Annotated in this window: 29 protein-coding genes; 17 read left to right on the plus strand and 12 right to left on the minus strand. The window is 64.9% G+C overall.

Features of this window, described 5'->3' with window-relative positions; translation table 11 throughout:
• Position 1: 1 nt before the first annotated feature.
• Positions 2 to 664: a DsbA family protein gene (locus tag GB880_RS00915; RefSeq protein WP_154492941.1), complete on the minus strand. Its 663-nt coding sequence runs from the start codon at positions 662 to 664 to the stop codon at positions 2 to 4.
• Complete coding sequence (locus GB880_RS00920) at positions 661 to 1,200, minus strand: DUF721 domain-containing protein (protein WP_229774658.1); 540 nt, start codon at positions 1,198 to 1,200, stop codon at positions 661 to 663. The genes GB880_RS00915 and GB880_RS00920 overlap by 4 nt, the downstream gene beginning before the upstream one ends.
• 76 nt (positions 1,201 to 1,276) lie before the next feature.
• Here GB880_RS00920 and GB880_RS00925 point away from each other — a divergent pair, with 76 nt between their 5' ends.
• From GB880_RS00925 to GB880_RS00935, 3 genes are all read left to right on the plus strand, one after another.
• The gene (locus GB880_RS00925) at positions 1,277 to 2,302 is read left to right on the plus strand and encodes an A/G-specific adenine glycosylase (protein ID WP_154492939.1); all 1,026 of its coding nucleotides are present in this window, start codon (positions 1,277 to 1,279) and stop codon (positions 2,300 to 2,302) included.
• Positions 2,299 to 3,426, plus strand: a complete 1,128-nt coding sequence (locus GB880_RS00930; RefSeq protein ID WP_154492937.1) for an alkane 1-monooxygenase — start codon at positions 2,299 to 2,301, stop codon at positions 3,424 to 3,426. Before GB880_RS00925 ends, GB880_RS00930 begins: the two co-directional genes overlap by 4 nt.
• Before the next feature lie 115 nt (positions 3,427 to 3,541).
• Positions 3,542 to 4,549: a hypothetical protein gene (locus GB880_RS00935; RefSeq protein WP_154492935.1), complete on the plus strand. Its 1,008-nt coding sequence runs from the start codon at positions 3,542 to 3,544 to the stop codon at positions 4,547 to 4,549.
• Positions 4,550 to 4,651: 102 nt separating this feature from the next.
• Here the strand turns inward: GB880_RS00935 and GB880_RS00940 are convergent, their stop codons facing one another.
• The 4 genes from GB880_RS00940 to GB880_RS00955 form a co-directional block, all read right to left on the minus strand.
• Entirely contained in the window at positions 4,652 to 5,782 is a 1,131-nt protein-coding gene (locus GB880_RS00940; RefSeq protein ID WP_154492933.1) for a site-specific DNA-methyltransferase, read from the minus strand.
• 87 nt (positions 5,783 to 5,869) lie between these two features.
• Positions 5,870 to 6,502, minus strand: a complete 633-nt coding sequence (locus tag GB880_RS00945) for a ribonuclease HII (RefSeq protein ID WP_154492931.1) — start codon at positions 6,500 to 6,502, stop codon at positions 5,870 to 5,872.
• Positions 6,499 to 6,978 (minus strand): ureidoglycolate lyase, encoded by a 480-nt coding sequence (locus GB880_RS00950; protein WP_154492929.1) that lies wholly within the window; start codon positions 6,976 to 6,978, stop codon positions 6,499 to 6,501. The genes GB880_RS00945 and GB880_RS00950 overlap by 4 nt, the downstream gene beginning before the upstream one ends.
• A 57-nt stretch (positions 6,979 to 7,035) precedes the next feature.
• Positions 7,036 to 8,223, minus strand: a complete 1,188-nt coding sequence (locus GB880_RS00955; protein ID WP_154492927.1) for an MFS transporter — start codon at positions 8,221 to 8,223, stop codon at positions 7,036 to 7,038.
• A 233-nt stretch (positions 8,224 to 8,456) separates the two neighbouring features.
• On the opposite strand from GB880_RS00955, the gene GB880_RS00960 reads away from it, so the two are divergent.
• The 3 genes from GB880_RS00960 to GB880_RS00970 all read left to right on the plus strand — a co-directional run bounded on the left by GB880_RS00960 (position 8,457) and on the right by GB880_RS00970 (position 11,566).
• Entirely contained in the window at positions 8,457 to 9,206 is a 750-nt protein-coding gene (locus GB880_RS00960) for a GntR family transcriptional regulator (RefSeq protein WP_154492925.1), read from the plus strand.
• Positions 9,207 to 9,300: 94 nt separating this feature from the next.
• Entirely contained in the window at positions 9,301 to 10,797 is a 1,497-nt protein-coding gene (locus GB880_RS00965; protein ID WP_195840788.1) for a L,D-transpeptidase family protein, read from the plus strand.
• A gap of 22 nt (positions 10,798 to 10,819) precedes the next feature.
• Complete coding sequence (locus GB880_RS00970; RefSeq protein ID WP_229774659.1) at positions 10,820 to 11,566, plus strand: extensin-like domain-containing protein; 747 nt, start codon at positions 10,820 to 10,822, stop codon at positions 11,564 to 11,566.
• Between the two features lie 4 nt (positions 11,567 to 11,570).
• Here GB880_RS00970 and GB880_RS00975 read toward each other — a convergent pair whose 3' ends face one another.
• Together GB880_RS00975 and GB880_RS00980 are read right to left on the minus strand one after the other, a co-directional pair.
• Positions 11,571 to 12,302, minus strand: a complete 732-nt coding sequence (locus GB880_RS00975) for a Crp/Fnr family transcriptional regulator (RefSeq protein ID WP_154492921.1) — start codon at positions 12,300 to 12,302, stop codon at positions 11,571 to 11,573.
• A gap of 121 nt (positions 12,303 to 12,423) precedes the next feature.
• Positions 12,424 to 13,746, minus strand: a complete 1,323-nt coding sequence (locus tag GB880_RS00980; protein ID WP_229774339.1) for a FliI/YscN family ATPase — start codon at positions 13,744 to 13,746, stop codon at positions 12,424 to 12,426.
• Between the two features lie 159 nt (positions 13,747 to 13,905).
• Between GB880_RS00980 and GB880_RS00985 the strand changes: the two genes are divergently transcribed.
• From GB880_RS00985 to GB880_RS01030, 10 genes are read left to right on the plus strand one after another with little or no spacing between them, the layout of a single operon-like run.
• Positions 13,906 to 14,292, plus strand: a complete 387-nt coding sequence (locus GB880_RS00985) for a FlgB family protein (RefSeq protein ID WP_154492953.1) — start codon at positions 13,906 to 13,908, stop codon at positions 14,290 to 14,292.
• 11 nt (positions 14,293 to 14,303) lie between these two features.
• The gene (gene flgC, locus GB880_RS00990; RefSeq protein ID WP_154492917.1) at positions 14,304 to 14,696 is read left to right on the plus strand and encodes a flagellar basal body rod protein FlgC; all 393 of its coding nucleotides are present in this window, start codon (positions 14,304 to 14,306) and stop codon (positions 14,694 to 14,696) included.
• 11 nt (positions 14,697 to 14,707) lie between these two features.
• Positions 14,708 to 14,986 (plus strand): flagellar hook-basal body complex protein FliE, encoded by a 279-nt coding sequence (gene fliE, locus GB880_RS00995; RefSeq protein ID WP_154492915.1) that lies wholly within the window; start codon positions 14,708 to 14,710, stop codon positions 14,984 to 14,986.
• 8 nt (positions 14,987 to 14,994) lie between these two features.
• Complete coding sequence (locus tag GB880_RS01000; RefSeq protein WP_154492913.1) at positions 14,995 to 15,261, plus strand: flagellar biosynthetic protein FliQ; 267 nt, start codon at positions 14,995 to 14,997, stop codon at positions 15,259 to 15,261.
• Positions 15,262 to 15,263: 2 nt separating this feature from the next.
• A complete protein-coding gene (locus GB880_RS01005; protein WP_154492911.1) occupies positions 15,264 to 15,980 on the plus strand; it encodes a flagellar hook-basal body complex protein in 717 nt (238 codons plus the stop codon).
• 11 nt (positions 15,981 to 15,991) lie between these two features.
• Positions 15,992 to 16,777: a flagellar basal-body rod protein FlgG gene (gene flgG / locus GB880_RS01010; protein WP_154492909.1), complete on the plus strand. Its 786-nt coding sequence runs from the start codon at positions 15,992 to 15,994 to the stop codon at positions 16,775 to 16,777.
• Positions 16,774 to 17,190, plus strand: coding sequence for a flagellar basal body P-ring formation chaperone FlgA (gene flgA / locus GB880_RS01015; RefSeq protein ID WP_154492907.1), 417 nt, complete (start codon positions 16,774 to 16,776; stop codon positions 17,188 to 17,190). The genes flgG and flgA overlap by 4 nt, the downstream gene beginning before the upstream one ends.
• 11 nt (positions 17,191 to 17,201) lie before the next feature.
• Complete coding sequence (flgH, locus tag GB880_RS01020; protein WP_154492905.1) at positions 17,202 to 17,951, plus strand: flagellar basal body L-ring protein FlgH; 750 nt, start codon at positions 17,202 to 17,204, stop codon at positions 17,949 to 17,951.
• 8 nt (positions 17,952 to 17,959) lie between these two features.
• Entirely contained in the window at positions 17,960 to 18,487 is a 528-nt protein-coding gene (locus GB880_RS01025) for a hypothetical protein (protein WP_154492903.1), read from the plus strand.
• 60 nt (positions 18,488 to 18,547) lie between these two features.
• Positions 18,548 to 19,513: a glycosyltransferase gene (locus tag GB880_RS01030; RefSeq protein WP_154492901.1), complete on the plus strand. Its 966-nt coding sequence runs from the start codon at positions 18,548 to 18,550 to the stop codon at positions 19,511 to 19,513.
• A gap of 12 nt (positions 19,514 to 19,525) precedes the next feature.
• On the opposite strand, the gene rfbA is transcribed toward GB880_RS01030, so the two are convergent.
• Genes rfbA through rfbC form a run of 4 tightly spaced genes read right to left on the minus strand, consistent with a single transcriptional unit; the run spans position 19,526 to position 22,881 of the window.
• On the minus strand, positions 19,526 to 20,422 hold the full coding sequence (gene rfbA, locus GB880_RS01035; RefSeq protein WP_154492899.1) for a glucose-1-phosphate thymidylyltransferase RfbA: 897 nt from the start codon (positions 20,420 to 20,422) through the stop codon (positions 19,526 to 19,528).
• Positions 20,412 to 21,269, minus strand: coding sequence for a dTDP-4-dehydrorhamnose reductase (gene rfbD / locus GB880_RS01040; protein WP_154492897.1), 858 nt, complete (start codon positions 21,267 to 21,269; stop codon positions 20,412 to 20,414). Before rfbD ends, rfbA begins: the two co-directional genes overlap by 11 nt.
• Positions 21,266 to 22,303: a dTDP-glucose 4,6-dehydratase gene (rfbB, locus tag GB880_RS01045; RefSeq protein ID WP_154492895.1), complete on the minus strand. Its 1,038-nt coding sequence runs from the start codon at positions 22,301 to 22,303 to the stop codon at positions 21,266 to 21,268. Before rfbB ends, rfbD begins: the two co-directional genes overlap by 4 nt.
• On the minus strand, positions 22,300 to 22,881 hold the full coding sequence (gene rfbC / locus GB880_RS01050) for a dTDP-4-dehydrorhamnose 3,5-epimerase (RefSeq protein ID WP_154492893.1): 582 nt from the start codon (positions 22,879 to 22,881) through the stop codon (positions 22,300 to 22,302). The genes rfbB and rfbC overlap by 4 nt, the downstream gene beginning before the upstream one ends.
• A 186-nt stretch (positions 22,882 to 23,067) precedes the next feature.
• On the opposite strand from rfbC, the gene GB880_RS01055 reads away from it, so the two are divergent.
• Positions 23,068 to 26,043 (plus strand): calcium-binding protein, encoded by a 2,976-nt coding sequence (locus GB880_RS01055; protein WP_154492891.1) that lies wholly within the window; start codon positions 23,068 to 23,070, stop codon positions 26,041 to 26,043.
• The last annotated feature ends 436 nt before the right edge of the window (positions 26,044 to 26,479 follow it).

Genomic DNA, 26,479 nt, shown 5'->3' on the forward strand with positions numbered 1-26,479 from the left:
ATCAGCCCTTGGCGGCCAGCTTGGCGTCGATGATCTTCTTCATGTCGTCCCAGGGCTGGTTCTGAACCGTTTCGCCGTCGATGATGAAGGTGGGGGTTCCTTCGATCTTGTCCTTGGTGGCATTGGCCTGGAATGTTGCCAACAGATCGGCCACCTTCTGGCGGTCGTTCCAGCAGGCGTCCATCTGTTCGGGCGTCATGCCGGCCTTGGCGCCCAGCTTGCGCAGATTGGCGGCCAGCTCATCGCCCGACTTGGCCGACATCCAGGTTTTCTGTTCGCTGAAAATGATGTCGGTCATCGCGTAATACTTGTCGTCGCCGCCGCAGCGCGCCAGGATCCCCGCCCACAGACCAGGCGCATCGAAATAGACATCGCGCTGGATGAACCTGACCTTGCCGGTGTCGATGTATTCCGACTTCAGCCGGGACATGTTGTCGTTGTGAAAATTGGCACAATGCGGGCAGGTAAAGCTGGCATATTCGACGATCGTCACCGGCGCGCTTTCCTGGCCCAGAACGATATCGGCCAGCACCTTGCCCTCGGGCATCTGCTCGCTGGACTGGCTGGTGTCGGCGGGTTTCGCCTCTTGCGCCAGCGCGGGCAGCGCGGCGGCGGTCAACGCGGCCGCGGCGGCGGCGATCAGGGAACGGCGAAGCAGCATCATGAAATGGCCTTTCGGTCGTTGATGTCCCGGCGGGACAGGATGTTCAGCGCCATCTGCCGCATGGCGGCGGACAGCGCGGGGTTGTCGAAGCTGCCGGCGATGCGCTCGGCTTCGGCCAGGCGGGCCGGATCAGGGGACGCGGTGCGCGCCCGCCGCGGCTGGAACGGGGTCTGGCCCTCGGCAAAGCCGGTGGGGGCTGTCTGTGTCAGCACGATTCGCGAAACGGCGTTGAAGCCATAACAGGCGTTCACCCGCTCGCGGATATGGTCGATCTGCATGTGGATCAGCGGCGCGCGCGCCCCGGGCACCAGCAATGTCAGCGTGGCGCCGAAACCCTTGCCATGACTGATCCTGACAGGTCGCGTGAAGGCGGCCAGGTCAGGGCCCACCACTTCGTCCCAATGCGTCAGCAGCCGGGCCACCGCAAAGCCGCGACTTTCGCCCACGCTGCGGATGCGGGGGGCGACAAGCTGGGCGGCTGCCTCGAACCCACGCATCCGCCGGCGCGGCGTTCCATCTGGTTTTCTTTCGGCCATTGCGCGACCATATCATTCCTTCGTGGCGCAGTCTGGACCGCCACGGGCCCGGACGCCAGAGCAGAGAGGCTGAAAATTGCGTGACCTTCAGGTGATTTCGGAACGGCTGCTGGGCTGGTATGATTGCCACGCCCGCGACCTGCCCTGGCGCAACCCGCCGGGAGGCGGCCCGGCCGACCCCTATCGCGTCTGGCTGTCCGAGGTGATGTTGCAGCAGACCACGGTGGCGGCGGTCACGGCCTATTTCCAGCGCTTTGTCAGCCTGTGGCCCCGGGTCGAGGATCTGGCCCGGGCCGATGAGGCGCAGGTGATGGCCGAATGGGCGGGGCTTGGCTATTACGCGCGGGCCCGCAACCTGATCGCCTGTGCCCGCGCCGTGGCGCAGCGAGGCAGCTTTCCCGACACCCGCGCGGAACTGGCGGCGCTGCCCGGTATCGGCCCCTATACCTCGGCCGCGATTGCGGCGATTGCCTTCGACCGGCCCGAAACCGTGGTCGATGGCAATGTCGAACGGGTCGTGGCGCGGCATTTCGCAGTGGAAACACCCCTGCCTGCGGCCAAGCCGCAGCTGGTGGCCCTGACCGGCACCTGGACGCCACCAGAGCGCCCGGGCGATTTCGCGCAGGCGATGATGGATCTGGGGGCCACCATCTGCACCCCGCGCAGGCCGGCCTGCGGCATCTGTCCGATCGCCGACGACTGCCGGGGCCGTGCCCTTGGCCTGGCCGAGCAACTGCCGCGCAAGCTGCCCAAGACGCCCAAGCCCCTGCGCAGCGGCACGGTCTGGATCGGTCTTGGCGCGGACAGCATCCTGGTCGAGACCCGGCCCCGGCGCGGGCTGCTGGGGGGCACCCTGGCCTTTCCTTCGACCGGCTGGGACGGCACAGCACTGCCGCCGCCGGCGCAGGCTGATTGGCGCAGCCTGGGCAGCGTGCGCCATGTCTTTACCCATTTCACGCTGGACCTGACGGTGATGAGCGCACAGATCGACGGCCCGCCACAACGCGGCACCTGGATGGCGCGAGCTGATTTCGACCCGACTGCGCTGCCGGGGCTGATGCGCAAGGCCTGGCGGCTGGCTGCAAACGGGGGCCGGCGATGACGCACGCGCCACTGGCTGCCGCCCTGCCCTTCTGGTTGTCGCTGGGACTGCTGCCGCTGGCGGCGCTGGCCGCAACCCTGGGCGGATGGTGGTTTCTGCTGATGCCGCTTTATGCGTGGTTTCTGACCTCGGTCCTGGATCTGGTGCTGGGTCTGGATGAGCGCAACCCCGACCCGCAGACACCGCAGGCCCGGCTGCGCTGGCACCGGGCAATCACCCTGATCTGGGCGCCGCTGCAGGCCGCGATGATCTTTGGCGGCATATGGTATGCGGCTCACGGCACCCTGAGCGGTTGGGAAAAGCTGGGGCTGTTCTTCGGCATCGGCGTCGCCTCGGGCAGCGTCGGGATCGTCTATGCCCATGAGCTGGTGCATCAGCGCAACCGGCTGGAGCGGTGGCTGGGCGACCTGCTGCTGGCCAGCGTGCTCTATTCGCATTTTCGCAGCGAGCACCTGCTGGTTCATCATGCCTGGGTCGGCACGCCGCGCGACGCGGTGACCGCCCGCTATAACGAAGGCTTCTATCGCTTTTTCCTGCGCGTGCTGCGCGACAGCCCGCGCAGCGCCTGGCAGGCCGAAGCCGGCAGGCTGCGGCGCAGCGGGCGTTCGGCGCTGGATCGGCGCAATCCCTTCTGGCGCTATGGCGCGTTGCAACTGGCCATGCTGGGGCTGGCGGCGGCTCTGGGCGGATGGCAGGGGGTCGCGCTGTTCGTCTGGCAGGCGCTGGTGGCGGTCTGGCAGCTGGAGCTGACCAATTACGTCGAACATTACGGCCTGACGCGCGAATATCTCGGCAATGGCCGGTATGAGCGTATCCGTCCGCATCACAGCTGGAATGCGGCCCATCGCGCGACGAATTGGCTGCTGATAAACCTGCAACGCCATTCCGATCACCATTATCAGCCCGACCGGCGATTTCCGCTGTTGCAGACCTATGGGCCTGATGTCGCCCCGCAATTGCCGTTGGGCTATCCGGCGATGAATTTCCTGGCGATGGTTCCGCCACTGTGGCGGCGGCGGATGAACCCCAGGGTGCGGGCATGGCGTCGGCAGTTCTATCCCGGAATCACCGATTGGCGCCCCTATAATCGCGGCGAATTGCCGATGCCCGGGGAGCGATCCTGACCCGCAAGCCAATCGTCTGTCACGCCCCATGCTGACGCCGGAATGCGGCTAATTTGCTTGCATTCACGACCACCGTGGGTTGAAGTGGTGCCGGATTGGCAATTGGAGCAATAAAATGTCGGAACAGGCGGTTCAACTTGCGTCGGCACCGGTGGCCCCGGGCGCGGGACGGAAATTCTATCCATCGTCGCGGGCAAAGCGGCCCATCGGAATTTTTTACGACGAACTGTCGCGCGGGGTGAACCCGTTCAGCCTGATCGAATCTGCCGGGATCGCCGATGTGACCGATCCCATCGAAAAAATCGCCGATCTGTTCAATCGCTTCGGTATCGTCAAGGTGCGCCGGCTTTACAGCCCCGAGCGTTCCAAACTGCTCAATCAGCATTGCATCGACTTTTCGGGCCTGAAGCCGCTGGATTTCCGCGATGTCTTTGCCAAGAAGAGGAAATGGGCCACCGGCGGCGCGCCGGCGCTGAACGACCCGCGGTTCTGGCCCTATGCCGGGGACGAAACGGTTCAGAAAATCATCGAAGCCCTGCTGGGTCCGCGCAGCTTCGAATTCGGCACCGCCGTTGCCGCGCATTATTCCGCCCGCGGCCTGCACCGCGATTATCGCATGCTGTGCGAAGATGACGCCTCGCCCTATTCCGCCAAAAAGCCGACCAAGCGCATCGTCCGCATCCTGCATTACTGCGGCCTGTCGGGCGGTGCGCTGGGATACATTCCCTTTTCTCACGACGAAGAAAAATTCAGGGAACAGGGCCGCCGCGTCGGGTTGAAACGCGACACCGCCTGGTTCGACCGTCACCGCGAGGTGCTGACCCAGGCGCGGCTGACCCGCAACTTCGACGAGGCCGACGAGATCGAGCGCCACATCTGCTGGGTGAACGCCGATCCGGGCGACATCATCATCTCGAACTCGGCAATGCTGCATTGCGGGGAATATCTGACCGGGCCGCGGTATTTCTTCGTCTCGACCTATGCCGAAACGACGCCGGAAACGCTGAAGATCGCCGCCGGCCAGGCCAAGACCGAAATGGCGCGCGACTATCACCGCTATATGTCGGCCAGGGGCTTCAAGGGCAGCGACGATGTCCTGAAGGCTGCGGGCACCAAGGCATAACCCGCAGGCAGGAAAAAGGCCCCGCCCGGCACTGCCGGACGGGGCAAGGCGGTCCCGGCCGCGCCAGAGCTCGCGGAACATCGGGACTTGGCGAACCGGAAATCAGTGGGCGCGGCCTTCTTCGGCCTCCATCTCGGCGCGGATCTGCTGGCGCAGGATGTCGATGGGCACCATGCGGCCCTCGCGGCGGAAATGCCAATAGGTCCAACCGTTGCAGCTGGGCGCGCCCTCAAGCGCGGCGCCAACCTGGTGGATGCTGCCTTTCACGTCATTGCCGATCAGGCTGCCATCGGCGCGCACCTTGGCCTTGTGGCGGTTATTCATCGAATAAAGCTCTTCGCCGGGCCGCAACATGCCGCGTTCGATGACCTGGCCAAAGGGCACCCGCGGCTCGGCCCGCTTGGGCTTGATGGTGGCGATCGCCTCGGCGTCGAACCTGCGCACGCGGGCGATGCGCTGTTGCGCGACCTCGCGATAGGCAGCCTCGCGTTCGATGCCGATGAAGTCGCGGCCCAGCATCTTGGCGACCGCGCCGGTGGTGCCGGTGCCAAAGAACGGGTCCAGCACCACATCGCCCGGGTTGGTCGAACCGACGAGGATCCGGTGCAGCAGCGCTTCGGGCTTCTGGGTGGGATGGGCCTTGGCGCCACCCGCGTCCTTCAGCCGCTCGCCCCCGGTGCAGATCGGCAAGACCCAGTCGCTGCGCATCTGCACGCCTTCGTTCAGCGATTTCAGGGCTTCGTAGTTGAAGGTGTATTTCGCGCCTTCGGACTTGCTGGCCCAGATCATCGTCTCATGCGCGTTGGTCAGTCGCTTGCCGCGGAAGTTCGGCATGGGATTGGACTTGCGCCAGACGACATCGTTCAGGATCCAGAAACCCTGATTCTGAAGTTCGGCGCCGACGCGAAAGATGTTGTGATAGGATCCGATCACCCAGATGGCGCCGTCAGGCTTCAGCACCCGCCGCGCGGCGGCCAGCCAATCCTGGGTAAAGCGGTCATAGGCGGCAAAACCGGCGAACTGGTCCCAGTGGTCGTCCACCGCATCGACACGGCTGTTGTCGGGCCGGTGGAGTTCGCCCCGCAATTGCAGGTTATAGGGCGGATCGGCGAAGATCAGATCGACGCTGTTTTCGGGCAGGTCGTTCATCACCTGCACACAGTCACCGGCAAGAATCTGGTTCAGGGGTAGCGGACGCGCGGATGCGCGGGAACGGGTGTCTTGCTTGCTCATCACTGCCTCGGGTTTCGGCCATTGGCGGCCGATCTTGTTGCCCGGATGATGATTCAGACCCGATTCGTCGTCAAATTGTTTTTTGAATCAACAGCTTGCTGATTGATCTTTACACAAGATGTTGTGGACGGGGCGAAAGCTGCGCCGATGATATGGGGTCACGCCCAGATTTTTCAGCGCCAGACGATGCGCCGCGGTGGGATATCCGGCGTTCACCTCCCATCCATAACCGGGATGCTGTTGCGCCAAATCCACCATGATGCGATCGCGCAACAGTTTGGCCAGGATCGAGGCCGCGGCAATGGACAGGCAGCGGGCATCGCCCTTGACCACCGTCTGCCCCGGCACCGGCAGGTCGCGCGGCAACTGGTTGCCGTCGATCAGCGCCAGACAGGGGCGCTGGCGCAGCCCGGCCAAGGCGCGACACATCGCCAGATGCGAGGCGCGCAGGATGTTCAGCCGGTCGATTTCCTCGACGCTGGCGTGACCCACTGCCCAGTCGCTGTGGGCCATGATCGCCTGCGCCAGTCGCTCGCGGCACGGCGCGGTCAGCTTCTTGGAATCGTTCAAGCCTTCGGGGATGCGGGCCGGGTCCAGAATCACCGCCGCCGCGGTGACGGGGCCGGCCAGCGGACCGCGCCCCACCTCGTCCACGCCGGCAACCAGGCGCGCGCCCCCGTCCAGCGCCGCCTGTTCCAGGGCAAAATCGGGCAGGCTCATGCCACCACGGTCACCGGCTCGATGGTCGCTTCCTCGAGGTTCACCCCCTCGCCCTCGCGATCGACAACCAGGAAATCGGCGGCCCGGTCCAGCGGCGTCAGCACACCGTGCCAGACATTGGCGCGCAGGTTTACGCCGGTGCCGGCCGGCACCAGAAAGGCGATGGGTTGGCCCGGCCTGCCGTTGTCATCCGGCGCGACAATCGACAGCCACGGATCGGGGCCCAGGGGCATGAACGCCTGGCTGCCCAGCGGGTGACGCTCCAGCAACGTGCAGTCATAGGGCAGGCTGACCGGCTCGGACCGAAAGATCGAGATGATTGCCTCGCCGCCACCGCGCTCGACCGTGGCCAGCGCATGATGGCGTTCGCAACGGCCAGCATTGATCATCTTGCTGGGTGCGGACCGCGGGGTCAGCACCTCGCCAAAGGGGGCGAATTCCTCGGCCGTCAGTGGTCTGATCTGAATGGTCGTCATGGTCTTGTGCTTTCCGAATCGATGGGCGCACGGGCGGAAATGCCCCGCTTCCCCGAACTAGCGCTTGATACGCGGCAACAGGATGGTCAACAGCCCCATCAGCGGCAGATAGGCGCAGACCTTGTAAACGAATTCGATCCCCCGGGCATCGGCGATCAGCCCCAGAACGGCCGCGGCAATACCGCCCATGCCGAAGGCAAAGCCGAAGAAGATGCCGGCGATCAGCCCGGTGCGGCCCGGAACCAGTTCCTGGGCAAAGACCACGATGGCCGGAAAGGCCGAAGCCAGCACCAGACCGATGATAACGGTCAGCAAACCCGTTGCCGCCAGCCCGACATGTGGCAAGAGCAACGTGAACGGCAAAACCCCCAGGATCGAAAACCAGATCACCTTCAGCGTCCCGATGCGGTCCCCGATCAACCCGCCCAGCATCACCCCGCCGGCCATTCCACCCAGGAACAGGAACAGCATCAGCTGCGCCTGTTGCGTGCTCAGGCCGAATTTCTCGATCAGGTAAAAGGTGTAATAGCTGGTGATGCTGGCCACATAGATGTGCTTGGTGAATGTCAGCAGCGCCAGCACGACGATGGCCGCAATGATCCGGCCGCGCGAATAGGGCAATGCCGGCACGGCCCGGTAAGCTGCGCTGCGCCTGCGCCCATCGGCCCAGGCCCCGACCCGCCACAGCAGCGCCGAACCGGCCAGTGCGGCGGCCGCGAACAGCGCCACCGCAGGACGTCCCAGCGGCACCACCACGAAAGCGGCCAGCAGCGGCCCAAGCGCGGTGCCGAAATTGCCGCCAAGCTGGAACAGCGATTGCGCAGTGCCGAAACGCCCGCCCGAGGCGATGCGCGCCACGCGCGAACTTTCGGGATGGAACACCGCAGAGCCTATGCCAATCAGCATCGCGCCCAGCAGCAGCACCCAATATTCATGGGCCAGACCCAGCAGCAAGACCCCGCAGAAGGTCGACCCCATCCCCGCGGCCAGGGACCGCGGCATCGGGTTCTTGTCCGTGACCGCCCCGACCAACGGTTGCAGCAGCGAAGCCGTGATCTGAAAGGCCGAGGTCATCAGCCCGATCTGCCAATAGCTCAGCGAAAACTCTGCCCGCAAAAGCGGGTAAATCGCCGCCAGCATGGATTGCATGACGTCGTTGATCAGGTGGCACAGGCTGATGGCAATCAGAACTGCCCATGCCGTCGACACAGTGCCCTGCCGGTTGACTGTCGCGGCCTCGGACATCGCGAAATCCCATGATTGCTGGAGCCGTGACCTTGTCTGCCCAAGCTGCCGCCTTGTCAACAGCAGGCAGCGCCCTGCCAATCATCGCCGGGTTGACGTTCACGGCAATTTTTCGTTGCAAATCGAACTGATTTGTTCAAGTTTTGTCGCCATGGCGTCTTGTCACATTGTTGACAATGCGTTCCTGCCAGGCGCAACCCCACATGCAAACGACAGCAAACGATGATGGCCCGATGATCAAGCTTCCCGACCATGTGGCGCGCGCGCTGGCCTCTCAGGATCAGCAGCGTCAAAGGCGCAACATGACCTGGCAAAGCGTGCAGGAACATGTGCTGTCGCGCATACAGGATGGCATCTGGCCCGAGGGCAGCCTGATTCCGACCGAGGCCGAGCTGGCGCTGGAATTCGGCTGCGCGCGGGCCACCGTGAACCGGGCCCTGCAGGCCCTGGCCGATATCGGCGTGCTGGAACGTCGGCGCAAGGTCGGCACCCGCGTTGCCCCTCAGCCCCGGGTTCAGATGGTGCGCTTTCTGCTGCGGCGCGAGATCGAGGCCGCCGGCAAGGTCTATGGCTACAGGCTGCTTGCATACGACAGGGTTTCGCCCCCTGCGGATGTCGCGCCCTCGATGCTGTTACGTGTCGATGACAGCGTGATCCGCACGCGCGCCACCTTTACCGCCGACGGCAAGCCTTATTGCTGCGAAACGCGCTGGCTCAACGATTTTGCCACCCCGGGATTGACCCGCGAGGCGCTGGAAAATCTCAGCCCATGCGAATGGCTGCTGGGTCACGTAGCGATCAGCCGGGCCGCGCTGAGCATGGGCGCCGCCGCCGCCGATGATCCCTTCATCGTGGACGCGCTTGGATTGGAGCCCGGCGCGCCCGTTCTGCTGGTGGAACGGATCGATTGGGTTCACAATCTGCCCGTGTCGATGACGCGACGATATTTCCCGCCCAGCCACCGATTTCACGCCGATCTGTGAGTGTTCAAGTCAAGTTGAGTCCGCCCGCCTTGCCTTGAAATGGCGAAACCGGCAAAGATCGTTTCAACCAAGAAAATATCAGGCAAGACGACCGATGAGCTGGTGTTCCCCCTGCCGCCGCGACAGCGGCGCATTTTCGCTTTCTCTGGCGGCTGCGGCCGTGCTCATGATGGCCGATGGCGCAGCGGCGCGGCCAGTGCCCTCGCCTTTCGGGGCAGGACGTGCAGTCGAGGTGACGACCGGCCCTGCGGGCGCACCCGGCGCATCGGGCAGCACCGCGGCCGCGTCACCGGCAAAAGGCCTGGCCCGGATCAGTGCCGAGGAAATCGAGCAGGCCAGCTATGACGGCGGTGACCTGCCGCCCGGTCAGTCTGCCCTGACCGCAAAGGTGCAGATCCTGCTGGATCGTTCGGGCATTTCCCCGGGCGTCGTCGACGGCTGGCGCGGCGGCATGAGCGAAAGCGCGATCCGGGCATTCCAGAGGCGCGCCGGGCTACCCATCACGGGGCGCATGGATCACGCGGTCTGGGATCTTTTGCAGGGCTACGCCGCCGAGCCGGTGACAGGGGACTATACCATCACCGCCGAGGATGCGACCGGCCTGGTCGACCGCATTCCCACCGACTACGCCGAAAAGGCGCAGATGAGTTCTCAAGGCTATACCAGTGTGCTGGAAAAGCTTGCCGAGCGTTTTCACATGGATGAAAAGTTTCTGGCCAAGCTGAACGCGGGCAGGCAATTCGTTCCGGGCACCACGATCAAGGTGACGGTCCCCGCCAAGCCCATCCGCGCACGTGTCACCCGCATCATCATCGACAAGGAAACGCGCCGCGTCGCGGCTTATGACGCCAGCGGGCATCTGGTCGCCGATTATCCCGCCACCGTCGGATCATCGGACACTCCGTCGCCCCATGGCACACATACGGTGGCCGCGGTCGCGCTGAACCCCACATATACCTACAACCCCAAGCGCAACTTCAAGCAGGGCAACAACGACAAGGTTCTGATTGTGCCTCCCGGGCCGAATGGTCCGGTCGGAACGGTGTGGATCGACCTGAGCAAGCCCACCTACGGAATTCACGGCACGCCGACGCCCTCGCAATTGTTCGTGAATCAGTCCCACGGCTGTGTTCGGCTGACCAACTGGGATGCCTGGGAACTTGCGCATATGGTCAAGCCGGGCGAAACCCAGGTCGAATTTCTGCCCCCTGGCGTGCGCATTGCCGATGTGATTGGACACACGGCCCAGACAGCGGTCAGCAAGGTTGCCGCCGCAACCACCATCAGCGGCATTCGCCCCCCGGCCCGGGGTGACCGTCAGCCCAGGTGGCAGGACAATGGCGTCACAGCAACCGCACCAGCCCCGGGTCTGGCAAGTACGGCCGCCGCTGCGATTGCCGGCACGCTGCCCGCCGCTGCAGCCAGCGCGCCGTATCCGGCATCAGCGGGGCCTGACGACGCCGGATTGAAAGGGACCGCCGCGCCAGCGGCCGGGCCGGGGCAGGACAGCGTCGACACCCTGCCGGACAGCATTCCCGGCCAGCAGCCCGGAAGCGTGTCGGTTTTCCCTCCTGCGCAAGACATGAACTAGGATGCGACAAAGGCTGGCGGTCTTGGCAATTGCATTAGCCAGCGCGACCTGGGCGCAGGAACCACCGGCGCGACCGGCCGATCCGCCCCGCCCCCCCGAACGTCCTGCGGACGCCGGCGCAGCCCCCGAAAGCCCCGCCGCGGTGCCGGCCGTCGATCAGGCCGACCGTCCCGGAGAGCCCCCCGCGCAGGCGCCTGCGCCCGAGGATGACTTCACCTATTCCGCATGTCTGCTGGAATTGCGGCTGCTGGGTGCGGTCTTTCACGAACTGCCTTCTGTCGCCGATTCGACCCATACCCAATGCGGCATCGCGCGGCCCATCCGGCTGGAACAACCCCTGCCCGGTATCGAACTGACAGGCGGCGCGATGATGCGTTGCGACACCGCCCGCGAACTTGCGCATTGGTTGCGCGACTTCGTGCGCCCGGCGGCCGCCTTACGCCCAGGGCAATCGGCGCTGGTCGCCCTGGAACCTGGAACAGGATATCAATGCCGCCAAACCGTCGGCGACGATGGCGGTAAGCTGTCCGAACACGCGCTTGGCAACGCGCTGGATATCGCGGCGCTGCGCTTCGAGGATGGCAGTCGCCTGGAGATCAAGCCGCGCCAGGACGGCGGCGATATGGATGCGGCTTTTCAACAGGCCATTCGCGCCACAGCCTGCCTGCATTTCACCACCGTTCTTGGTCCCGGCAGCAATGCGGCGCATGACGACCACTTGCACCTGGACATCAAGTCGCGGCAGGGCGGCTGGAGGCTGTGCCAGTAGCGGTCTAACGACGATAGCGGTCCAGTTCCAGATACTCGGGATTGAACCGGGCCAGTCGAACCAGCCCCGGCCAGTCGAGGATCTGGATATCTGCGCCGACCCAGCGGATCAGGCCGCTGTCGCGCAGATCGCGCACGGCGCGGTTGACATGGATTGCCGTATAGCCCAGCACATCCGCCAGTTCGCGCTGCAGCAACGGCAGAACGAACTGATGGTTGCAGGCCGCCCCCACGCTGGCCAGCCGGGTATAGATTTCGCACAGCAGATGCGCCAGGTGCGCGCTGGAACGTAACGAGGCTGCCGCGACCAGCCATTGGCGATGAATGGCGGCGTCGATCACGGTGGACATCCACAACAGCCGTGTCAGATGCGGAAAGTTCTGTGTGATCTCACGCAGCTGGCCATGATCGACGAATTCGACCTCGCTTGGCCCGACCGAGACGACATCATGTTCCAGACCGGCCAGGACGAAGCCATGCAGATCCACGAAATCACCCGGCACGTGCAATGCGGTGATGACGCGCTTGCCTGGACGGGTCGGGATCTGGTGCTGGCGTGCCGACATTCCGCGCAGCATCATGCAGCTGCGCGTGGCCAGCCGACCGCGCGGCACGATGACCTCGCCTGGTTGAAAGCTGACCGGCGTTGTGGTGATCGCGCGCAGCCGTGAAATATCGGCTTCGGAAAGCTGGTCCCGCTGTTGCAGAAACCGGATGAAATATTCGGTTATGGCCATGGATCTCCTCGGGTCGTGCGCGAAGATTGTCCATTCGTCGGCTGGGGGCAATGCCTCAGCCGCACCGCTTAATTTTCATCAATTAGCGGATAACCCCAAAGGAACGAAGCCTTATTTGCGATCAATCATGCGATACCCTGCCCGAAAGCGCCTCGTCGAGCAGGCGAAAGCCGTGCCGCGTGTCCTGCGTTCTTCGCGTCAGGAAATGATCCAGCGCCGGGTAAAGGCGCACGGCTTCGTCCAGCCGCGGATCCGAGCCCGGCGCATAAAGACCCGCGCGGATCATCAGTTCCGATTCCGCATAGGTGCCCAGCAGGTTGCGCGTTCGCGCAATTCGCGCGTTTTCCTCGGCGCTCGCAGCCTGTGGCAGGGCGCGCGAAACCGATCGCAGTACATCGATCGCCGGAAAGCGTCCGCGTTCGGCAATGGCGCGATCCAGAACCACATGACCATCCAGCGTGCCGCGCAGGATATCGGCAACCGGTTCCTCCATGTCAGAGCCTGCGACCAGCACGCTGAATATGGCTGTAATATCGCCCAGCCCGGCAGGCCCTGGCCCCGAACGCTCTGCCAGTGACATGATCAGATGCGCAGTCGAGGGGGGAAATCCTCGATAGCTGGGACTTTCCCCGGCAGCCAGCGCGATTTCCCGATGTGCTTCGGCGAAACGTGTGATCGAATCGGCCAGCAGCAGCACGTGCCGTCCCTGATCGCGAAAATGTTCGGCAACCGCCATGGCCGCCCAGGCGCAGCGGCGCCGCATCAAGGGTGACTGGTCCGAGGTTGCCGCCACGACAATCGACCGCGCCATCCCCTCTGCACCCAATGTATCCTCAACGAATTCGCGCAGTTCACGGCCGCGCTCTCCGATCATGGCGATTACCACCAGATCGGCGGTGACATTGCGGGCCAGCTGCGCCAGCAACGTCGACTTGCCGACCCCGGACCCCGCGAACAGCCCCATGCGCTGACCGCGGACCAGCGGCAAAAGCGTATCCAGGACGGCAAGACCGGTATCAAGACGCGCGCCCAGTCGGTTGCGCCCGGCAGCCGCAGGCGGAGACGCGCGATAGCTGCGCGGGGCGACACCGGGCCGCAGCGGCCGTCCGTCCAGCGGCTGCCCAAGCGGATCGACAATGCGGCCCACCCAGGACTCGGCCGGGGCAAGCGCCAGTGCCGGCAACAACTCGACGCGCGCACCAAGCGAAAGCCCCTCTGCCGGCGCCTCGGGCAGGATTGCAGCAAGGCTTGCCTGAAGCGATACGATTTCGCCCGCGAGACATTGGCCGTTGCGTGAATGCACGGCCACGCGATCACCCAATGCGGCCTGAAGCCCAAGGCCGGACACATGGATCACCCCGCCCTGCACCGCCGTTACCTCGCCGAAATGGCGCAATGGAGGCAGTTCACGAACCTGACGCGCCAGCGCCTGCAGCCTTTCCATTTCGCCCTCCGGCTTCATCCTCTGCCAAGATTACAGCGCCAGGGGTTAAGGCTTTCTGAACGGCGGACGCAGCGCGGAATTCGACAAATTCCGATGCCGCAAACCATTTCTAAACCAATTGGCGATAAGACCGTCACAAGGGAAGCAAGGAGCAAGCCGATGTTCGACCGGATCGAAACATTGCGCATGGCCGGGGCGCTGACGCAACACGCCTCGCAGCGTCAGAAACTTATTGCCCAGAATGTCGCGAACGCCGACACCCCGGGTTTCCGGGCGCATGACCTTAAGGATTTTGCCGGCAGCTATCGCCGGAGCGGCCAAATTGGCATGCGGCATTCCCATCCCGCCCATCTTGCGGCTTCGTCCTGGGAACAGGCGAACGTCACGACGGATGACGGGCACGAACCCTCGCCCAATGGCAACACCGTCAGCCTTGAAGAGGAAATGATTCGCAGCGCGCATGCCAAGCGCCAGTTCGACCTGTCGCTGGCCGTCACACGTTCCGCAATGACCCTCATCCGCACCAGCATTGGCCGCCGTCAGTAGGAAATCGCAGCATGACCACATCTTTTTCAGCCGTCGATCTGGCCGCCTCGGGGATGCGTTCGCAGGCCGTCCGCTTGCGGCACATCGCCGAGAATATCGCCAACACCGATACCCCGGGCTACCGCCGAAAGCTGGTCGCCTTTCAGCAACAGACGGACTTTGGACGCCCTACCGGCGCCGTGACCACCAGCCCCACCCGCTACGATCCGCGCGAACTGCCGCGGATCTTCGATCCCGCCCACCCGATGGCCGATGAGCAGGGATATTATGCCGGCTCGAACGTCGATCTGGTGATCGAGATCGCCGACGCACGCGAGGCTGGCCGCAGCTATGAGGCCAATCTGAGAGTCTTTGAGCAGTCCCGACAGATGGGCAGCGCGCTGTTGGATCTGATCCGTCGATAGGAGCATTCGCCATGATATCCTCTACCCTGGCCGCACAGGCCTATGATCGCGCCCGCCCCGCGGTTGCTCCGGCGTCGGGCCTGCCCCAGGGCGTCAGCGCCGCCGCGGCAGATTTCGCCCGGGTCATGGAACAGGTCGATATTGCCGCGACCCAGACGATGACCGGGCAAGGCGACACGCACGATCTTGTCCAAAGCATTGCCCAGGCGGAAATCGCGCTCGAGACAGCCGTCGCGATCCGCGACAAGGTGGTCGAGGCCTATCAGGAAATCCTGAGGATGCCGGTCTGAGGTCGCCAATGGACGAGAACCTGATTTTCGACCTGACCCGCCAGGCGCTTTGGATCGCGGTGCGCATGTCAGCCCCGCTGCTGATCGTGGCCCTGATCGCGGGGGTCGTGATCGGTCTGGTTCAGGCGCTGACATCAATCCAGGAAATGACCCTGACCTTTGTGCCCAAGATTGCACTGATGCTCGCGGTTTTCTGGGTCAGCATGAGCTTCATGACCACGATCCTGTCGAGTTTCTTTACCGACCAGATCCTTCCCCGGATCGCAGGATCATAGTCATGGACAACACGATCTACGCCACGCTGACCCGCCAGTCCGGCCTGATGCGTGAAATGAACATGGTGGCAAACAACATTGCCAATGCAAACACCACGGGCTTTCGCCGCGAAGGCGTGGTGTTTTCGGAATACCTGGTATCGCTGGACCGCAGCGGCGAAACGCTGTCGATGGCCAATGGTCGTGGTCGCATGGTGGATCTGCGCCCTGGCGCCATGACCATGACCAATGGCAATTACGATGTTGCGATCGACGGCGATGGCTTCCTGATGGTGCAGACCCCGCAAGGTTCGCGCCTGACGCGTGCAGGGGCATTCATGACCAACGCAGAGGGCGAACTGGTCAATCCCGATGGATATGCATTGTTGGACGATGGCCAGGCCCCGATCGTCGTGCCGGCGGGCGCGCGCAGCGTCGGCATCGCCACTGACGGCACCATATCGGCCGACGGCAATCCGATCGGTCGGATCGGAGTGTTTGCAGCCCCCGACCTTTCCAGGCTGCGGCACGAGGCTGGAACCCTTTTCGATCCCGGCAGCGAGGTCGAGCCATTGGAAAACCCCGTCCTGCGCCAGGGTTTCCTGGAGGAATCGAACGTCGATCCGGTGCAGGAAATCGCCCGCATGATCGAGGTGCAGCGTGCCTATGAACTGGGACAGAACTTTCTGGACCAGGAAGATCAGCGCATTCGCGCTGCCATTACTTCTCTGACCCGGTGAAAGGACAAGGTATGAGAGCGCTTCAGATCGCCGCGACAGGGATGAGCGCGCAGCAGATGCGCGTCGAGGTCATCTCGAACAACCTGGCGAACATGTCGACCGCAGGTTACAGCCCGCGGCGGGCCGAATTTGCCGATCTGCAATATCAGCAGGCGACGCGCCCTGGAACGCTGACCGCGACCACCGGCACCATGGTGCCGGCGGGTGTGCAGCTTGGACTGGGGGTGCGGCCTGCCAGCGTCGCGGTCATGCTGGGCCAGGGTGCGCTGACCCAGACCGGCGGCGATCTTGACCTGGCCATCGAAGGCCAAGGCTACCTGGAAATCACCCTGCCGTCGGGAATGTCGGCCTATACCCGCGACGGCAGCCTGAAGCGGTCGGCAGATGGACAGATCGTGACCTCAGAGGGATATCCACTGGTTCCCGACATCACCATCCCGCAAGAGGCACGCAGCATCGCGATCAATGCCAATGGCGAGGTGTTTGCCTATTTCAACGACCGGGTCGAGCCCGAGAACCTGGGCCAGATCACCCTGGTCAATTTCGTCAATGCCAAGGGCTTGGAAGCCATAGGGGGCAATATGTTCCTGGAAACCCCGGCGTCCGGCGCGCCACAGGTGGCCTTGCCGGGCCAGGAAGGTCTGGGAACCCTGCGCGCCGGTTTTCTGGAAGAAAGCGCCGTCGATCCGGTCCGCGAGATTGCCGAGCTCATCAAGGCCCAGCGCGGATACGAGCTGAACTCCAAGGTGATCACCGCCGCCGATCAGATGCTGGGCACGACGGTGCAGGTGCGATGATGCGCTGGCTTGCGATCGCCTGCCTGCTGGCGCAACCCGCCTGCGCCGATGGGCTGGTGGCCACCCGCACCTTGCCCGCCGGCACCATCATCGGCGCGTCTGATGTCGCCGTGCTGCCCGGACCCGAGGGCGGCCCGGCCGACCCCGCCCATATCATCGGGCAGGAGTTGCGCAATGCCGTATATGCCGGCCGCCCCATCCCCGCGACCGCGCTGCGTGCGCCCACTCTGGTCGCGCGCAACCAGACGGTCACCCTGGTCTATGAACAATCCGCGCTGCGGATAGAGGTCGAGGGCCGCGCGCTGAGCGCCGGCAGCATTGGACAGTCGATCCGCGTCATCAACAACGCATCACGCATCACCGTGTCGGGTCGGGTCGCGGCCGATGGCACCGTCGTGGTCGAACAGAACTGAAAGGTCGTTTCATGCCGAAAGCTTTCCTCTCACGTCCCGCTTCCCTGGTCAGCATGGCGGCGATCCTGCTGTCGCTGACGGCTTGCGGGCGGGTTTCTCAGGTGGGACAGACCCCTGCCATGACCCAGCCTGAAAGCAGCGTCGAGTTTCAGGCCATGACTTCCATGGGCCATGGCGTCAGCGAACTGCCGGATCGGCCGCAAAGCGCCGCATCGCTGTGGAAAACGCGCAACGCTCCGGTCGGCGATCCGCGCGCGGTCGATCGCGGCGATATCCTGACCGTGGTCATCGAGATCGACGACAAGGCCGAAATCCAGAACTCGTCCGGGCGCAGCCGCAGTTCCAGCGACAATGTCAGCATTCCCGCCATGATCGGCCTGCCCCAGAAGGTCGACGCCATCTTGCCGGACGGTGCCAGCATGGAGGAGCTGGCCCAGGCCAAGGCCGCCTCGAGCTTCAAGGGCAGCGGCAATATCAGCCGACGCGACAAGCTGACGCTGCGCGTTGCCGCCACGGTCGTCGACCGCCTGCCCAACGGCGTCCTGCGCATCCAGGGCAGCCAGGAGGTGCGGGTGAATTACGAGGTGCGCGAACTGACCGTCAGCGGCTTCGTCCGCCCTTCGGACATCGGGCGCCGGAACGAGGTGGCCTATGACCGCATTGCCGGCGCGCGCATTTCCTATGGCGGGCGCGGACAGATCAGCGATGTGCAGCAGCCCCGCTATGGCCAGCAAATTGCCGACATCATCCTGCCCTATTGAGCCAGATCATGAAAAAACTGCTCTTGCTGATGGTTCCGCTGTTGGCTTTTCTGGGCGGCGCCCTGGCCGGGGATCTGCTGTCCGGCGGCAAGGATACGCCCACGTCGGCCGCAACCGACAAGGCCACAGCCGCGCCCGGCGATCATCCCCCCGCCAAGAACGAGCCGGCCCATGGCGAGGACAAGGACAAGGACAAGGACAAGGATGCCGCCAGCGTCGAATATTTCCGTTTCCCCAACCAGTTCTTCGTGCCCATCATCCGCAACGGCAGCTCCAATGCCGTGATGGTTCTGACCTTGAGCCTTGAAATCCCGGCCACTGCCCGGACCGGGATCGAGGCGCGCGAACATCCGTTGCGCGACGCGCTGTTGGGGGCCTTGCTGGCCGAGGCCAACAGCGGCGCCTTCGATGGGAATTTCACCTCGGAGCCGGTGCTGGAACGGCTGCGGCAGGCCATGTTGACCGCTGCCCGGCGCGCGGCGGGTCCCGAGGTGCGGCGGGTGCTGATCGAGGACATCGGGCGGCAGGAGGTCTGACAGGGCTGGTCCGGGCTTGCCGGGAATTGTAGGTGCTGCCGGAAACGACCCGGAGCCAGCATGACTGCACCGATCCTGATTGCCATGGCCACCTTCAATGGCGCGCGCTTTCTGCGCCCCCAGCTTGACAGCATCGCCGCCCAGACGCTGCCGGGCTGGCGGCTGCTGATATCGGACGACGGCTCAACCGATGGCACGCGCGGAGTGATCGAGGCCTTCGCCCGCACGCGCGAGCCCGGCCAGGTCACGCTGATCGACGGGCCGCGCCGTGGCGCCACGCGCAACTTCCTGCACCTGACGGCGCAGGTGCCCGCAGGTCACTGGCTGGCCTATGCCGATCAGGATGACGTCTGGTATCCTCAACGGTTGCAACGCGGGGCCGAGTTTCTGGCCCGCCAACAGGGGCCCGCGATCTTTGCCGCGCGCACCACCATCTGCGACCATGATCTGCGCCCCCTGACACCGGCACCGCATTTCCCGGGGCCTTTCGGGTTTCGCAATGCGCTGATCCAGGCCTGTCTGCCTGGGAACACCATCCTGGCGAATGCCGAGGCGGTGGCGCTGATGCAGCGGGCAGTGCCGGCGGCGGCAGCAGCAGGCATCGTGTCCCATGACTGGTGGGCGTATCAGGTTCTGTCCGGGGCTGGGGCGCGGCTGCATCGCGATGCCGCGCAACTGGTCTATTACCGTCAGCACGACGACAATGTCATGGGCCGCAACGACACCGCACGCGCGCGCGCGCATCGCGCGGCCCGCCTGCTGGACGGCCAGTTCGCGCAATGGCTGGCGCGCAATCAACGCGCACTGGAACCGGTCGCCGACCTGCTGCTGCCCGAAAACCGTCGTCTGCTGGCGGATTTCGGCCGGCTGCTGAACAGCCCGGGGCTGTCAGCCGCTGTCAGGATGCTGAAAATGGGGCTCTACCGGCAAAGCCGCCCGGGCACCGCGGCGGTCCTGGCCGCCGCAGGGCTGGGCAGGCTGCGGACAAGGCATGATGATTCCCGGCGGGACAATCCCCCGGGATGAGCGCAAAGCTCGTCACGCCCTGGGCAGCAGCCGCAGCAGATAGCGCCCATATTCGTTCTTGGCGAATCGTGCAGCCCGCTCGCGCAGCATGTCGGCGTCGATCCAGCCCAGATTGTAGGCGATTTCCTCGGGGCAGCCGGTCTGCAGGCCCTGCCGTTCCTCGAGCGTGCGGACGAAGTTTCCCGCGTCCAGCAGGCTGGCGTGGGTTCCGGTATCCAGCCAGGCAAATCCGCGGCCCATGCGTTCCACCGTCAGGGTGCCATCGTGCAGATAGCTTTCCAGCAGGGTGGTGATCTCCAATTCGCCCCGGGCCGAGGGCTTGACCTCGCGCGCGCGCGCTGGCGCGGTGGCATCCAGGAAATAAAGTCCCGTGACGGCGTAATCCGACGGAGGATTCTGCGGTTTCTCGATGATGGTGCGGACCTGGCCCTGATCGTCGAACCCGACCACGCCATAGCGTTCGGGATCGGCGACGCGATAGCCGAAAACGGTGCCGCCTTGGCGCCGGCGATCAGCCACCTCCAGCAGAAGGGGCAGGCCGTGGCCGAAAAAGATGTTGTCGCCCAGAACCATGGCCGATGGCGCCCCGTCCAGAAACGCCTCGGCCAGCAGATAGGCCTGGGCCAGCCCGTCGGGCGAAGGCTGCACCAGATATTCGAAGCGCAGCCCCCATTGCCCCCCGTCACCCAGCAGCCGCTGGAACTGCTGCTGATCGTCGGGCGTGGTGATGATGGCGATCTCGCGAATCCCCGCCAGCATCAGCACCGAGATCGGGTAATAGATCATCGGCTTGTCATAGATCGGCAGCAGCTGCTTGGACACGCCCATGGTGATCGGGTAAAGCCGCGTCCCCGAGCCTCCGGCCAGAATGATGCCCTTGCGTGCGGGAACGGGCGTGTCATCGGTCATGGGTCAACTCCTGCAGGACATGGCGCAGCCCGAGCCGCCAGTCGGGACGGGCAATGCCAAAATCCCGTGCAATCGCGGCACAGTCCAGACGCGAATTGGCCGGTCGTCGCGCCGGGGTCGGATAATCTGCGGTCACGATGTCGGAAATGCGACAGTTCAGGCCGGATTGCGCCATGATTTCACGGGCAAAATCCGCCCAGGTCGTGTCAGGCGCGCCCGACAGGTGATAGATGCCGCCGGCATCCGGGCGCGCCAGCATCGCCTGCGCCATGGTCAGGCAGGCTGCGGCGACATCCCGCGCCGGGGTCGGTCCGCCGTGCTGATCGGCCACCACGCGCAATTCGTCGCGTTCGCCGCCCAGCCGCAGCATGGTGCGGACGAAATTGTTGCCATGGGCCGAAAACACCCAGGATGTGCGCAACACTGCCCATTGCCCGCCCTGCGCGGCGATCCCCTGTTCGCCGGCCAGCTTGCTGGCACCATAGACGCCCAGCGGGCCCGTGGGGTCGCCCTCGCGCCACGGGCGCTGGCCCTCGCCGGCAAAGACGTAATCCGTGGACAGATGCAGAAACGGGATCGCTCTGCGCACGCAAGCCGCGGCCATGGCGGTCGGCGCGGCGGCGTTCACCGCATGGGCCAGTTCCGGTTCGGATTCGGCCCGATCGACGGCGGTATAGGCAGCGGCGTTGATCACCATATTGCAATCTGCATCCGCGATCAGCGCCGCGCAGGCCGCGGGATCGGACAGGTCCGCCGCCTGCCGGTCCAGATAGAGGGCATCTGGGGCCAGGTGCTGCAGTTCGCGGGCCACCTGGCCGCTGCGGCCAAAGACCAGCAGCCGCGTCATCCCCGGCCCAGCCTTTCGCCCACCCCCTGGCGCGACAGCAACGGTCGCCACCAGCTTTCGTTGTCGAGATACCAGGCGACGGTGCGGCGCAGGCCCTCCTCGACCGTGACCGAGGGGCGCCAGCCCAGCTCGTCGCGGATGCGACCGGGATCGATGGCATAGCGACGGTCGTGGCCGGGACGGTCGGCAACAAAGGTAATCAGCCGGTCATGCGGGGCGCCTTGCGGCCGCAGCCGGTCCATTTCGGCGCAGATCGTGCGCACCAGATCGATGTTTCTGGCCTCGTTCTCGCCGCCGATGTTGTAGCTGCGTCCGATCTGGCCGCGCTCCAGCACCAGCAACAGGGCATCGGCGTGATCCTCGACATAAAGCCAGTCGCGCACATTGCCGCCATCGCCGTAAACGGGGATCGGCCGGCCGTGCAGGGCGTTCAGGATCACCACCGGCACCAGCTTTTCGGGGAAATGATAGGGGCCGTAGTTGTTCGAGCAATTGGTCAGGACCACCGGCAGCCCGTAGGTTTCGTGCCAGGCGCGCACCAGATGGTCCGAGGCCGCCTTGCTGGCCGAATAGGGGCTGCGCGGATCATAGGGGGTGTCCTCGGTGAACTTGCCGCTTTCACCCAGTGACCCGAAAACCTCGTCGGTCGAGATGTGGTGAAAACGGAAATCATCGGGCCTTCCGCGACCCTGCCAATAGGCGCGTGCTGCCTCCAGCAGGTGATAGGTTCCGGTGACATTGGTTTCGACAAAGGCGCCGGGCCCGTCGATCGAACGGTCGACATGGCTTTCGGCCGCCAGATGCATGATCGCCTGCGGCTGATGGCGGGCCAGCACCGCATCCAGAGCCTGACGGTCGCGGATATCGACCTGCTCGAACGCATAAAGCGGGCTCTGCGCGACCGACGCCACGTTTTCGGGGTTGGCGGCATAGGTCAGCGCATCCAGGTTCACCACCTGATGGCCGCGGGCAACCGCCAGACGGACAACGGCCGAGCCGATGAAGCCCGCACCGCCGGTCACCAGAATCTTCATAATCTCGCCTCGTAATCGAATGGGCCTTGATAGACGAAAGGGGAATGGAAATCGGCCAGCGCCGGCGCGGCGGCATCGCGCGGCGAGAGGATCGGCGCCTGCGTCAGCCCCCAGTCGATGCCGACCGAATTCCAGGCGACGGCACCGTCGCAGTCCGGCGCATAATAGTCGCTACATTTGTAGATGATTTCCGTATCCTCGGCCCGGGTGACGAAACCATGCAGAAATCCCGCAGGCACCCACAGCTGACGCCCGTTTTCAAAGGACAGTTCCTCGCCATGCCAGCGCCCATAGGTCGGGCTGCCCCGGCGGATGTCGACCGCCACGTCGAACAGCCGGCCCCGGCCACAGCGCACCAGCTTGCCCTGCGCATGGGGGGGCGCCTGAAAGTGCAGCCCCCGCAGCGTGCCGCAAGTTGCTGACATCGAGTGATTGTCCTGGACGAACTCGGGCAGGTCCAGACCTGCCTCTGCCAGGGTGCGGCGGTTCCAGGTTTCCGCGAAAAAACCGCGCGCATCGCCGAATCGACGCGGAGTCAGCACCAGGACGCCGGGAAGCGGGGTCTTTTCGATCTGCATTGACGGCAACCATCACACTGCGCGCCCGCACACCTATGCGCAAAGCGCCGGGCGCTGGCAAGGGCCAGCGAATATCCGACGGGCGCTGGCGATTAAAATGCCCGGGGAAATCCGCGTGACTTCGCGGACAGGCAGGGCAGTCTGGCCTGTGTCCCCTTCGGGCCGCGTCACCCTGAATCTGGAACCATGCGCTATACCCACGTCGCCACCTATATCGGATCGCAAGGCAGTTTCGTGACCGGGGTCACGGACCTGCTGCTGCGGACCGACACAAACGGGCTGGTGCTCTACAGCGTGACGCGTCTGGGCGGGGGCATGGCGGCCTATCGCATCGCGGATCCCGATCAGGGGCTGACCATGCTCTCGGCCCGGGCGTATTCGCCGCTGTTGCGCTATGCCGGTGCGCCCGAAATCAGCGTGATCGACCTGGGCGTGGGCGCCACGCTGTTCAGTCCCGGCCTGATCAACGCCATGGGTCAAGGCGCCGTATTGGCACCCGATGGCGGCTTCGGCAGCACGGTTTATTTTCAGGGCGCGGGCAGGCTGCCCGCCGGCGTCATCCACCTGGGCCAGTTCCAGACCTCGGGCGGCAAGTTCCTTTATTCGGCCCGCGATGGGCAGATGGCGGTGGACATCTGGCGGTTGGGGGCCGGCGACAGTCTGACGCTGGTTGCGACCGCCAAGCTGCCCCAGAACGGGATCAAGGGCGCCGAGATCAGCGACATCACCGTCGTGACCCTGGCCGACCGAAGCTATCTGCTGGCGGTTTCGGCAATGGGGAACCAGATCCTCAGCCAGCAGATCGGGGTCGACGGCCGCCTGGGGCCATTGCAGATCACCGGCGCCGACCGTGGTCTGGGGATGAATCAGCCCAGCCACATCGCCGTTCTGCAGGTCGGGGGCGTGCCCTATGTCGTCGTTGCCTCGGCGCAAAGTTCGTCCCTGACCACGTTCCGGCTGACCTATGATGGCGAGCTTCAGCCGATCGACCATGTGATCGATGAACTGGGCACCCGCTTTCAGGCCGCCACCGCCATGGCGACGCTGATGCTGGATGGCCGCGCCTTCATCTTTGTCGGCGGTGGAGATGACGGGCTGAGCATCTTTACCCTGCTGCCTGACGGCCGGCTGCTGCATCTGCAGACGCTGATCGATACCGACGGCCAGACACTGGCCGATGTCTCGGCCATCTCGGCGGCGGTGGTCAATGGGCGCATCGTGCTGCTGGTCGCCTCGCACACCGAAGCGGGCCTGACCCAGTTCGTGTTCGAGCCCGGCCCGATCGGCCTGACCCGCGTGGTCGGCGCCGATGTGCAGACCGGCACCGCAGGCAGCGATCTGATGATGGCCAGCGCCGCCACCACCGCGCTGGAAGGCGGCGCAGGCGACGACATCCTGATCGCCGGCAGCGCGCCCTTGCGCATGACCGGCGGCCCGGGCGCCGACATCTTTGTCGCCCGCGAAGTGAACGGCAAGATCACGGTCAGCGATTTCGAGCCCGGCATCGATCAGCTGGACCTGTCCTTCCTGGGCATGATCCGCAGCACCTTGCAACTGGGCTTTCGCCCGCAGGTCTGGGGCATCCAGATATTCTATGGAAATTCGGTGATCTGGGTGCGGACCCGGGATGGCACCCCCCTGCAGGCCAGCGACTTCGACAACTCGCTTTTCCCCATCAGCCATTACGACCCACCGGACATGCGCACGAAAATCCTTGGCACCATCCGCGACGACATCCTCAGGGCCAGCAAGCTGGGCTCGCTGATCTATGGCTATGCCGGCAACGACCTGTTGCTGGGCGATGCCGGCGCCGACATCCTCGATGGCGGGGGCGGAAACGACACCCTTTCGGGCGGCGCGGGCAGCGACCGGCTGCTGGGCGGCGCCGGCGACGACCGCCTGTCGGGTGGCGAGGGCGCCGACACCCTTTTCGGCCAGGACGGGCAGGACACCTTGCTCGGCGGGCTGGGCAACGATTTCCTATATGGCGGCAACGGCAATGACCTGCTGCTGGGCGAGGGCGGAAATGACGTGCTCGAGGATCTTTACGGCCACAACACCCTGTCGGGGGGCGACGGCAATGATCGGCTGATTACCGGCCCCGGCCACGACAACCTGAATGGCGGTCCCGGCAACGACTATCTGTCGGGCGGTGCCGGGCATGACAGCCTTTATGGCAGCCTGGGCAATGACACGCTTGACGGCGGACCCGGCAACGACCTGCTGGAAGGCGGCGACGGCGCCAGCCTGCTGCGTGGCGGCACGGGCAACGACTTCCTGCGCGGCGGCAGCGGCAACGACACCCTGTTCGGCGGACCCGACCATGACACGCTATATGGCCAGGGCGGCAACGATTTCCTGAATGCCGAGGATGGCAACGACCTGCTTTTCGGCGGCGCCGGCGACGACACGCTGTTCGGCAGCACGGGCGAGGATACGCTTTATGGCGATGCCGGCAACGACAAGCTTTATGGCGGCGCGGGCAATGACACGCTTTATGGCGGCGCGGGCAGCGATTCGCTTTACGGCGATCTGGGCAACGACATCCTGCGCGGCGGCGACATGGCAGACTGGCTTTACGGCCAGGCCGGCAATGACACGCTGATGGGCGATGGCGGCAACGACTATCTCAGCGGCGGCGATGGCAATGACGCGCTGATCGGCGATATCGGTAATGACACGCTGGAAGGCGGGGCCGGCAACGACCTGCTGAACGGGGGCGCGGGTAACGACGTGCTGAACGGCGCCGCCGGACAGGATACCCTGACCGCCGGCGATGGCGACGACCTGCTCAATGGTGGGGCCGACAACGATATCCTGTTCGGCAGCGCCGGGCGCGACACATTGGAAGGTGGTGCGGGCAGCGACACCCTGTCGGGCGGCGCCGATGCTGATGTTTTCCTGTTCCGCGCCAGTGCGATGGACGGCAGCACCGACGTGATCAACGACTTTACCCGCGGCAGCGACAAGCTCGGCTTTGCGGGGCTGGGGCTCAGCTATATCGGCAGCAGCGCCTTTTCAGGCTCCTTGCAGCTGCGTGTGGAGACCGTCTCAGCCGGCGTGCAGCAGGTGCAGGTCGACATGAACGGCGATGGGCTGGCAGACCTGACCGTGCGCCTTGCCCTGGGAACGGCGCTGGATGCCTCGGATCTGCTGCTTTAGCCGTCGGCGCGGGCAGTAGCGCAGATTTGAATGCAAATGCTGGCCTTGGGGCGCGACTGCATGTAACAACTGCGCGGATACGCTAACAGCGAAAGCGCAAGGCTGTGACCACTCCGACCTCGCCCAGCCGGGGATCCCCGACCCAGCCCGCAGCCACGGCCGCAGAATCGCAGGCGCCAGCCCGGGCCACGCCGGCACAAGCCGATCCCCCGTCGCAATCCGGCGCGAAGCGTCCGTTTCAAACGCAATCGGCCCTCGGCGCCGGGCCAACAGAGGCAAAACCCGCCGCAGTGAACCCGACGACGGCAAAGCCGGCGGCCGCAAGACCCGCCCCGTCGGCGCCCGCCGCAGCGGGCGCGACGCCCGCCAAGCGCCCGGTCCCGGCGCAGCCCCCGGCCAAGACGGCTGCGGCCCAGCCGGCCCCGATCCGCGTGCA

This window comes from Paracoccus sp. SMMA_5_TC, assembly GCF_009696685.2.
GTDB lineage: Bacteria > Pseudomonadota > Alphaproteobacteria > Rhodobacterales > Rhodobacteraceae > Paracoccus.